Genomic DNA, 9,062 nt, shown 5'->3' with positions numbered 1-9,062 from the left:
GGCCACGCTCAACTCCCTCATATCGGGAGTGTCAAGGATCAGCCGAAGTAGGTGTAAAGCATCAGCCGAAACACTGTCAGCTATCAACCGAAGTAGAAATGTCAAGCATCAGCCGACGTCATACATCCCGCAGAGCGCGCCCGAAGAGATTCGAACTCCCAACCTTCTGATCCGTAGTCAGATGCTCTATCCGTTGAGCTACGGGCGCATGTGTTCAGTTATCCAGCTGGCGGAGGCGAGAGGATTTGAACCTCCGGTCCCCGGTAAGAGGACAACTCATTAGCAGTGAGTCCCATTCGGCCGCTCTGGCACGCCTCCTTGGATTTCCTGAGGGTACCGGACCCTTTCGGGCTCCCGGAACCGCCGCGGAGCACAGCGTACACAGGTCGGACATATGCTGTCGAAATGACCGCTCGCCTGCGCCCCGAGCTGGCTGGGCTGCCAGTTTATGTGCCAGGTAAGACGGTGCCGGGCGCCATCAAACTGGCCAGCAATGAGACGGTGTTCGGCCCATTGCCCAGCGTCCGCGCAGCTATCGAGCGAGCCACCGACGTGACCAACCGCTACCCCGACAACGGGTGCGTCGAGCTCAAGGCAGCGCTGGCTACACACCTCAATTCGATGGGCCCCGCAGACTTCGCGCCCGAACAGGTCGCCGTGGGTTGCGGTTCGGTCAGCCTGTGCCAGCAGCTTGTTCAGATCACCGCTGCGGCGGGCGACGAGGTCATCTTCGGGTGGCGCAGCTTCGAGCTCTACCCGCCGCAGGTCCAGGTCGCCGGTGCGACCGCGATCCAGGTGCCGTTGACCGACCACACCTACGACCTCTATGCAATGCTCGCCGCGGTCACCGAACGGACCCGCCTGATTTTCGTCTGCAACCCCAACAATCCGACGTCCACCGTGGTCGACCCGGACGTGCTGACCCGCTTCGTCGAGGCGGTGCCGCCGCACATCCTGATCGCCATCGACGAGGCCTACGTCGAGTACATCCGCGACGGCATGCTGCCGGGCAGCTTGGAGCTGGTCGGTGCCCACAGCAACGTCGTTGTGCTGCGGACCTTTTCGAAGGCCTACGGCCTGGCGGGCTTGCGAGTCGGCTACGCGGTCGGCCACCCCGACATGATCACCGCCCTCGACAAGGTCTACGTGCCGTTCACCGTTTCCAGCGTCGCGCAGGCCGCCGCCATCGCTTCACTGGACGCCGCCGATGAGCTGCTCGCCCGCACCGACGCAGTGGTCGCCGAACGCGCACGGGTCAACGACACACTGCGCGGCGCCGGATTCACGCTGCCGCCGTCGCAAGCAAATTTCGTCTGGCTGCCGTTGGGGATGCGCACACTTGACTTCGTAGAACAGGCGGCCGACGCACGCATTGTGGTCCGCCCGTACGGCACCGACGGTGTCCGGGTCACCATCGGCGCTCCAGAGGAAAACGACGCGCTGCTGGCGTTCGCAAAGAAGTGGATTTAAGGAGATCGCGATGACTGACGCCCTGGCCCGCAAGAAGTTCACCGAGTTCAAGGAGCGCACCGGCGACCTCACCGACTCCGAACTCGACGACTATTGGGCGAGCCTGCAGCCAGCCACCATCGACGGCATGCTCGGCGAGTGGAAAGGTGGCGAGTTCGTCACCGGCCACCGCATGAACGGTCAACTCGAGAAGGCCCGCTGGTTCGGCAAGACGTTCAACTCGCCCACGGACGTGCAGCCGCTGGTGTGTCTCGACGAGGACGGGAACCGGTTCTCCAACGTCAAGATGGGCAAGGGCGAAGCCAGCCTGTGGCTGGAGGAGTTTCGCGGCGAGGTCACCGCGACCATGGTCTACGACGGCCAGCCCGTGCACGATCACTTCAAGACGATCGACGACAACGCGGTGATGGGCATCATGAACGGCAAAGGCGTCGTCGATAACGGCCGGTACTTCTACTTCTATCTGGAGCGCGTCTAGGTTCGGGCAGCCGACGGGTTGCGACCGGTGAAGGCGATCAGCCGGTCGAGGGCCGACGCATCAGCGGGTACGGCGACCGGATCGGCGAAGCCCACTGTCGCCCGCGTTTGCGGGTTGATGACTTTCTTGGCCAGCCCTAGCGTGTAATCGGCCAGCGACGCGGCGACATTCATCGGGTGTTTGGTCGCGGCTGCGTAATCCCAGCCATGGACCAAGAGTTCGAGTGTCAGGATGCTGACGGCGAACGTCGCGGGTAACTCATTGGGGCCCAAGGTCACGGTGTCGCTCAGGCCGCGGCGGTGCCATGCGTCCAGCGCGGGCCGGGCCGCACCGACAACCTGCTGCTCCACTGAATGGTCGGTGTTACGGTCCGGCACCTCTGCGCCCGCCGCGCCGCCGAGCAGGGTGATGGAGTTCAGCAGGTGGTCGGTCAGCTGCATCACGTCGTATTCCGAGCATGGTGTGGATTTGGACAACTCGTCGCGCGAGATCGGATGCAGCACCTGCTGCAGGGCGCCCAGCGCCGCTTCTGCGCTGGCCAGCTCATCGGTGGGTGGCGAGTCGGGTCCGGGCCGCAGGTCAGGAGACATGACGTCCACGGTACGGTCTCGACATGGGCCAGCCGTACGAATCCGTCACCGTCGAAACCAAAGACCACGTTGCGCAGGTGACGTTGATCGGACCGGGCAAGGGCAACGCGATGGGGCCGGCGTTCTGGTCGGAGCTACCGGAGCTGTTCGCTGCTCTGGACGCCGACCCTGACGTGCGGGCCATCGTCATCACCGGCTCTGGGCGCAACTTCAGCTACGGCCTGGACCTGCCGGCGATGGGTGGGACGCTGGCCCCGGTGTTGGCTGACGGCGCGTTGGCGGGACCCCGCACCGATTTCCACACCGAAGTGCTGCGCATGCAGAACACGATCAGCGCCGTGGCCGACTGCCGAACCCCGACCATCGCGGCGGTGCACGGCTGGTGCATCGGCGGTGGTGTCGACTTGATCTCCGCGGTGGACATCCGCTACGCGAGCGCCGACGCGAAGTTTTCGGTGCGTGAGGTCAAGCTGGCGATCGTCGCCGACGTCGGCAGCCTGGCCCGGCTGCCGCTGATCCTTTCCGACGGCCACCTGCGCGAACTGGCGCTCACCGGTCAGGACATCGACGCCGCCCGCGCCGAGAAGATCGGCTTGGTCAACGACGTGTTCGCCGACGCCGACGCCACCCTGCAGGCCGCGCACGCCGCCGCCGCCGAGATCGCCGACAACCCGCCGCTTACCGTCCGCGGCATCAAGGATGTGCTTGACCAGCAACGGATTTCGGCGGTATCGGCGAGTCTGCGCTACGTGGCCGCGTGGAATGCTGCGTTCTTGCCGTCCAAAGATCTGTCCGAGGGGATCTCGGCAACCTTCGCCAAACGCCCACCGCAGTTCACCGGGGAATAACGCGATTCGGCGTACCTACGGCCCGTCTTCGTCGTCGCGGAGCAGCTTTTCGGGGTGGTGGTAGGCGTTGGTGCGGGGTTGGCACCGATTACGCGAAGAACACTCTATGACTCACCTTGCTGCGGATTAACGCTTAGTGGGACGCGCGCCTCCCGGCCAGCCGCCCAAAGTGCGCCGTCGTCGCCTCAAAAGTCTTCCGCACTGTTCCCCCCAGTGCTCGTGCCGCGATCGAAGCCAACGGGCCGGTAAAGACGGTGCGCTGTGTAATCAATGTGCCCGAGTCAGTGGGCTCGATGAGGTGATCGATGGTCTCGGTCAATCCGGGCACTCTCGCCACTCCCGTCCACAACATCGACGCTTCTACGCGGGTGACGGTCAATCTCAGCGGCGGATGGCCCTTTACCCGCATCGTGATCTTCGCCCCCACCGCGAATAGGCCGTCGATCTTGGCCATCACAATGACATCACCTGGCCACTCGGCGGGGTTCGTCCACACCGCCCACACATCCTCAGCGCTCGCCGAGGACTGGGACGACCCGCCGAACGGGCCCTTCGCCTCACCCATGTTGGTCATCTTCCCTCGCTTCGCACCGCCGCCGTGTAAAACGGGGAGACCGGAGCTGGCCGTAGTCGAGGTGGGGTGGGGGGATCCATTCACTGCGTCATTGCCGAGAAAGTATTTCGGCCGAAAACCGATGCTGTGGTAATCCGCTATTTCTCGTCTCAATGGTTCACAACCTGCTCTCCAGTCGACGCGGCCAGCTGGTCGGGCGTCGGCCCTGGCCGGTCGTAGGCACTGTCAATGAGCGGGCGCTGTTGGGCGTCAAGCTGGTCGGCCTCCGCGCTGGGCCCAGACAATCGCCGCGGCTGGTTGAGAGGCAGGTGCTGGGTCGGGATCAAGACAGAAGTGATGTTGCCTCGATTTGTCACCACGTTGGCCGGATCATCGAGACGGGCGTTGACATAGTCGTGGATGGTGGCCGCACCCGCCTGGGCGTTCTGCATGGCCAGCTGGTAGTTGGGGGAGGCTGTGTTGGTGGGAGAGTCGCTCCACCCGTCGTATTGACGGACCACCAGTATCACCTTGTTCGCGATGTCGGCAGGAATGCCCTGCCGAACGGCGACGAGCTGGTCGTTGCGCGCAAACGTGTCACCCAACAACACGAACCGCACTCCGGGCGGCGGTGTGTGCTGAGCCAGGTAGAGCGAGATCACTTGCGACCCGAGACTGAACCCGAGCACGGTGTCACCGGAGTGCAGCGGAGCATTGGCTAGCGCCGCTACTCCTGCGTCGTTGTGGAGGCCGTCAGCCGGGTAGTGCACCTTGACGCAGGGACATAATGCTCCGCCCAACTGGTTTTGGGTCACTGACATCGTGATCCCAGCGCCGTCGAGGTCAAACGGTTCGACTGTGTAGGTGACGGCATCCGCATTAGCCACAGTCGGATTCATCATCAGCGCCACGATGATGCTCGCCATCATCGCCGACCGCTTGCCTAAGCCACTCATCGCCCACCGGCCTACCGCATCGGGTGTTGATTATGCGAGTGCAAACTACCTCATCAGTCGGGTAATGCGGCGCAACACTGTGGGGCAGCCCGCGACGTTCGTGACGGTAAACCTGATGGGTCAGCGGGCCCTGATTGACGCGCTGTGCACGGTGCTTGCCGGCCGTCGCTAAGCGGGGTCTTCGTCGTCGCGGAGCAGTTTTTCGGGGTGGTGGTAGGTGTTGGTGCGGGGTTGGCCGTAGTCGAGGTGGGGTGGGGGGATCCATTCGGTGTCGCCGTTTTTGCGTTTGCGGGTGGTCCAGCCTTGTTCGGCCAGTGGGTGGTGGCCGCCGCAGGCCAGGGTGAGGTCGTTGATGTCGGTGGTGTGGCACTGGGCGTAGGGGGTGAGGTGGTGGACTTCGGTGAGGTAGCCGGGCACGTCGCAGCCGGGGTGCGAACAGCCGCGGTCTTTGGCGTAGAGGACTATGCGTTGGGCTGGTGAGGCCAGCCGTTTGGTGTGATAGAGCCCGATCGCTTTGCCGTTGTCGAAGATCGCCAGGTAGTGATGGGCGTGGGAGGCCAGTCGGATCACGTCGCTCATCGGCAGCAGGGTGCCCCCGCCGGTCAGCGCGGTGCCCGCGGCGGCTTCGAGTTCGCGCAGTGTGGTGGTGACGATGATGGTCGCCGGTAGGCCGTTGTGTTGGCCTAGTTGTCCGCAGGTCAGTAGGGCGCGTGCGGCGGCGGTGAGGGCGTCGTGGTTGCGTTGGGCGGCGCTGCGGGTGTCGTGCGCGACGGCGTGCGGGGCGGCCAGTTTGGCCAGCACGGCGTCCAGGGTGGCGCGGGCCTCGGGCGTCAGATATCCGGTGATCGGGGACATCCCGTCGTGGCCTTGGGTGCCGATGGTGACGCCGCGGCGCCGGGCCCGGTCCTCGTCGGTGAAGGTGCCGTCGGGGTGCAGGCAGTCGGTGAGTTTGTCGGCCAGCTTGGCCAGTTCGTCGGGGCGATGCTGGCCGCCCAGCCGGGCCAGCTGGGCCTCGGCGATCACCCGCGTTTCCACGTCGACGAAGTCGGGCAGCCGGTGCCAAAACCCACGAATCACCGCGACGTGACCGGCGCCGATGTCGCCGTCGCGTTGGGCGGCGGCGGTGGCCTCCAACCGTGGCGGCAGCGGTTCGCCGGTGACCGATTGACGCTCGCCCAGATCGTTGGCTTCGTGGATGCGCCGCGATGCTTCGCCGCGACTGATCCGTAGCCGGTTGGCCAACGCCTGTGACAGCTTGCCGCCCAGCTCCTCGTTGCTGGCTTGGCGGGCCAGCTGATTGATCAACGGATGGCCGGCCACCGGCAGTCGCCGCGTCTCGGTTTCCAGGCGCTCCAGCAAGGCCAGGCATTCGGGCGTGGTCAGCACATCCGAGGACACTTCGAGCACGTCAGATACCGCATCGTGGAGCGCGTCGTACCGTTTGACGATGTCCTCACGGCAACTCGAATGCATGTTCGAATGGTATCGCCGACCGGCGACGAGAACCGGTCCCGGAATGCGTAGCCGTGGATAAAAGCGCAACTGGGGATAACTCGCTGATCGCGGCTGCACGTACCCTCGCGGATGGGTTTCGACCGACTCCGCTCAAGAAGGGACACGCGTGACCGGACAGGGTGACTTGCAAGGCAGGATTCGCGTCCCGGCCGACCTGGACGCCGTCACGGCGATCGGCGATGAAGACCACTCCGAGATCGACCCCGCGGCCGTCGAACGGATCTGGCAGACCGCCCGCCACTGGTATGCGGCAGGGATGCACCCGGCAATCCAGCTATGCCTGCGGCACAACGGCAAGGTCGTGCTCAACCGCGCGATCGGGCACGGCTGGGGCAACGCCCCCACCGACCCGCCGGACGCCGAGAAAATCCCGGTCAAAACGGATACGCCGTTTTGCGTCTACTCGTCCGCCAAGGCGATCACCGCGACTGTGGTGTACCTGCTGGTCGAACGAGGGCAGTTGTCACTCGATGATCGGGTCTGCGAGTACCTGCCCGCCTACACCAGCCACGGCAAGCACCGCACCACCATCCGCCACGTGATGACCCATAGCGCCGGAGTTCCTTTCGCCACCGGACCAAGAACCGACCTCAAACGGGCGGACGACCACGAGTACGCGCAGCAACGGCTCGGCGAGCTGCGGCCGCTGTATCGGCCAGGGCTGGTACACATCTACCACGCGTTGACCTGGGGTCCGCTGATGCGCGAGATCATCTATGCCGCCACCGGCAAGGACATCCGCGAGATTCTGGCCACTGAGATCCTCGACCCGCTGAGCTTCCGCTGGACCAACTTCGGTGTGGCAGAACAAGATATCCCGCTGGTCGCGCCTAGCCACGCCACCGGCAGGCAGCTCCCGGCCCCGATCGCGGCCGCGTTCCGCAAGGCGATCGGCGGCACGATGCACCAGATCATCCCGCTCACCAACACACCGATGTTTCTCACTACCGTCATCCCGTCGTCGAACACCGTTTCGCACGCCGATGAGATGTCACGGTTTGCCGAAATATGGTGCCGCGGAGGTGAACTCGATGGCATCCAGGTGATGCGCCCGGAAACACTGCGGGGCGCGGTGCGCCAAAGTCGGCGTCTGCGGCCTGATTTCGCGACCGGGCTGGCGCCTGCCCGCTGGGGCACGGGTTTCCAGCTGGGTACCGACAGGTTCGGCCCGTTCGGTCGCGATGCGCCGGCAGCGTTCGGTCACCTCGGTCTGGTCAACATCGCGATCTGGGCCGACCCCGAGCGCCAGCTGGCCGCAGGTGTGGTCAGCAGCGGCAAGCCGGGCAGAGATCCCGAGGTCAAGCGGTACACCGCGCTCATGGACCGTATCGCTGCCGAGATCCCGCGGGTGCCCAGAAGCTCATCACATGGCGGTGGCGGAGGTGCGTGAGTTCACCACATCGTTCACAGCTGTCTCGGGACATCGTGCACACCCGACGACAAGGGTTGAGCGATGGGAATGCCGCAGCTGGTGGTCACGGCCGTGCTGGTCGAAGGACGCAGTAAAAGTGAGGTCGCCCGCGACTACGGGGTCTCTCGACGCTGGGTAATCACCCTCGTCCAGCGCTACTTGGCCGAGGGCGACGCGGGCCTGCAGCCACGCCCACGAAGACCGCTTCGCAGCCCCAACCGCACCGCCAAAGACATCGAAGACGAGGTCATCGCGTTACGTAAGGAGCTCGAGCGCGACGGGCATGAGGCCGGGGCGGCCACGATCGCGTTTCACCTTCAGCGGCGCCACGGTGTCAGCCCCGCGGTGTCCACGATCTGGCGGATCCTCTCCGCGCGAGGCTTCGTCACCCCCCAGCCGCACAAACGCCCCAAAAGCAGCTACATCCGCTTCCAGGCCGAGCAGCCCAACGAGCGCTGGCAACTCGACATCACCCATTGGCAACTAGCCGACCGCACCGACGTCGAGATCCTCAACATCATCGATGACCACTCCCGGCTGTGTTTAGGCAGCGACACGTTACCCGTCTTTAAGGCCCGTGACGTCAATAACAGCTTCAGCAAAGCCGTTGCCGCGTATGGCAATCCGGCCAGCCTGCTCAGCGACAACGGAGCTGTTTTCACCGGCCGCTACCGCGGCACCGGCCGGGTCGCCCTCGAAGTCACCCTGCACAGCTGCGGCATCAGATTCCAACACTGCCGCCCCTACCATCCGCAAACCTGCGGCAAGGTAGAACGCTTCCACCAAACCCTCAAAAAATGGCTCATCCACCAGATACCCGCCCACAACGTCGCCCAGCTACAAGCCCAGCTGGACACCTTCGGCGCCTACTACAACACCGTGCGCCCGCACCGCGCACTTAGCCGTCGCACCCCACAACAGGCCTACCTCGCCCGACCCAAAGCAACCCCAACCGGCACCCCACTACACACCGGCGCCTACCGCATCCGCCACGACCGCATCGATAGCAACGGCAAACTCACCCTGCGCCACAACAGCCGTCTCCACCACATCGGGATGGGGCGTCGCTACGCCGGCACCAACGTCTTGATCCTCGTTCACGACCTACACATCCGGATCACCACCACCGACGGGCAACTACTGCGAGAACTTCACCTCGACCCGACCAAGGACTACCAACCACAAGCCAAACCGTGAACGATGTCCCAAGACACATGTGCACGATGTCCCGAGACATCACA

General features: G+C 64.6%; 9 protein-coding genes and 2 tRNA genes. 5 read left to right on the top strand and 6 right to left on the bottom strand.

Features of this window, described 5'->3' with window-relative positions:
* Positions 1-135 precede the first annotated feature (135 nt).
* Both WAN71_RS07680 and WAN71_RS07675 read right to left on the bottom strand, forming a co-directional pair.
* Positions 136-208: transfer RNA gene (locus tag WAN71_RS07680), tRNA-Arg, on the bottom strand.
* Positions 209-227: 19 nt separating this feature from the next.
* Positions 228-318, bottom strand: a tRNA-Ser gene (locus tag WAN71_RS07675).
* Positions 319-405: 87 nt separating this feature from the next.
* Between WAN71_RS07675 and WAN71_RS07670 the strand changes: the two genes are divergently transcribed.
* Together WAN71_RS07670 and WAN71_RS07665 are read left to right on the top strand one after the other, a co-directional pair.
* Positions 406-1,470, top strand: a complete 1,065-nt coding sequence (locus WAN71_RS07670; protein ID WP_422224760.1) for a pyridoxal phosphate-dependent aminotransferase — start codon at positions 406-408, stop codon at positions 1,468-1,470.
* A 10-nt stretch (positions 1,471-1,480) separates the two neighbouring features.
* On the top strand, positions 1,481-1,948 hold the full coding sequence (locus tag WAN71_RS07665) for a DUF4334 domain-containing protein (RefSeq protein WP_422224759.1): 468 nt from the start codon (positions 1,481-1,483) through the stop codon (positions 1,946-1,948).
* On the opposite strand, the gene WAN71_RS07660 is transcribed toward WAN71_RS07665, so the two are convergent.
* Positions 1,945-2,538: a TIGR03086 family metal-binding protein gene (locus WAN71_RS07660; protein WP_422224758.1), complete on the bottom strand. Its 594-nt coding sequence runs from the start codon at positions 2,536-2,538 to the stop codon at positions 1,945-1,947. The two genes, WAN71_RS07665 and WAN71_RS07660, sit on opposite strands and share 4 nt — an antisense overlap.
* A 23-nt stretch (positions 2,539-2,561) precedes the next feature.
* Between WAN71_RS07660 and WAN71_RS07655 the strand changes: the two genes are divergently transcribed.
* Positions 2,562-3,386 (top strand): crotonase/enoyl-CoA hydratase family protein, encoded by an 825-nt coding sequence (locus tag WAN71_RS07655; RefSeq protein ID WP_422224757.1) that lies wholly within the window; start codon positions 2,562-2,564, stop codon positions 3,384-3,386.
* Positions 3,387-3,519: 133 nt separating this feature from the next.
* On the opposite strand, the gene WAN71_RS07650 is transcribed toward WAN71_RS07655, so the two are convergent.
* The 3 genes from WAN71_RS07650 to WAN71_RS07640 form a co-directional block, all read right to left on the bottom strand.
* The gene (locus tag WAN71_RS07650; protein ID WP_422224756.1) at positions 3,520-3,951 is read right to left on the bottom strand and encodes a hypothetical protein; all 432 of its coding nucleotides are present in this window, start codon (positions 3,949-3,951) and stop codon (positions 3,520-3,522) included.
* Between the two features lie 158 nt (positions 3,952-4,109).
* Positions 4,110-4,895: a PE-PPE domain-containing protein gene (locus WAN71_RS07645; protein WP_422224755.1), complete on the bottom strand. Its 786-nt coding sequence runs from the start codon at positions 4,893-4,895 to the stop codon at positions 4,110-4,112.
* Between the two features lie 168 nt (positions 4,896-5,063).
* Positions 5,064-6,368 carry an HNH endonuclease signature motif containing protein gene (locus WAN71_RS07640; RefSeq protein ID WP_422224754.1) on the bottom strand — a complete coding sequence of 435 codons (1,305 nt, stop codon included), beginning with the start codon at positions 6,366-6,368 and terminating at the stop codon, positions 5,064-5,066.
* A 166-nt stretch (positions 6,369-6,534) separates the two neighbouring features.
* Between WAN71_RS07640 and lipE the strand changes: the two genes are divergently transcribed.
* Entirely contained in the window at positions 6,535-7,800 is a 1,266-nt protein-coding gene (gene lipE, locus WAN71_RS07635; protein WP_422224761.1) for a lipase LipE, read from the top strand.
* A 63-nt stretch (positions 7,801-7,863) separates the two neighbouring features.
* Positions 7,864-9,018 (top strand): IS481 family transposase, encoded by a 1,155-nt coding sequence (locus WAN71_RS07630; RefSeq protein WP_422224753.1) that lies wholly within the window; start codon positions 7,864-7,866, stop codon positions 9,016-9,018.
* The last annotated feature ends 44 nt before the right edge of the window (positions 9,019-9,062 follow it).

The sequence above is a fragment of the Mycobacterium sp. genome (assembly GCF_049280035.1).
GTDB lineage: Bacteria > Actinomycetota > Actinomycetes > Mycobacteriales > Mycobacteriaceae > Mycobacterium.
Note: the sequence above shows the minus strand (reverse complement) of the source record. Positions and strands in the feature narration are given on the sequence as shown.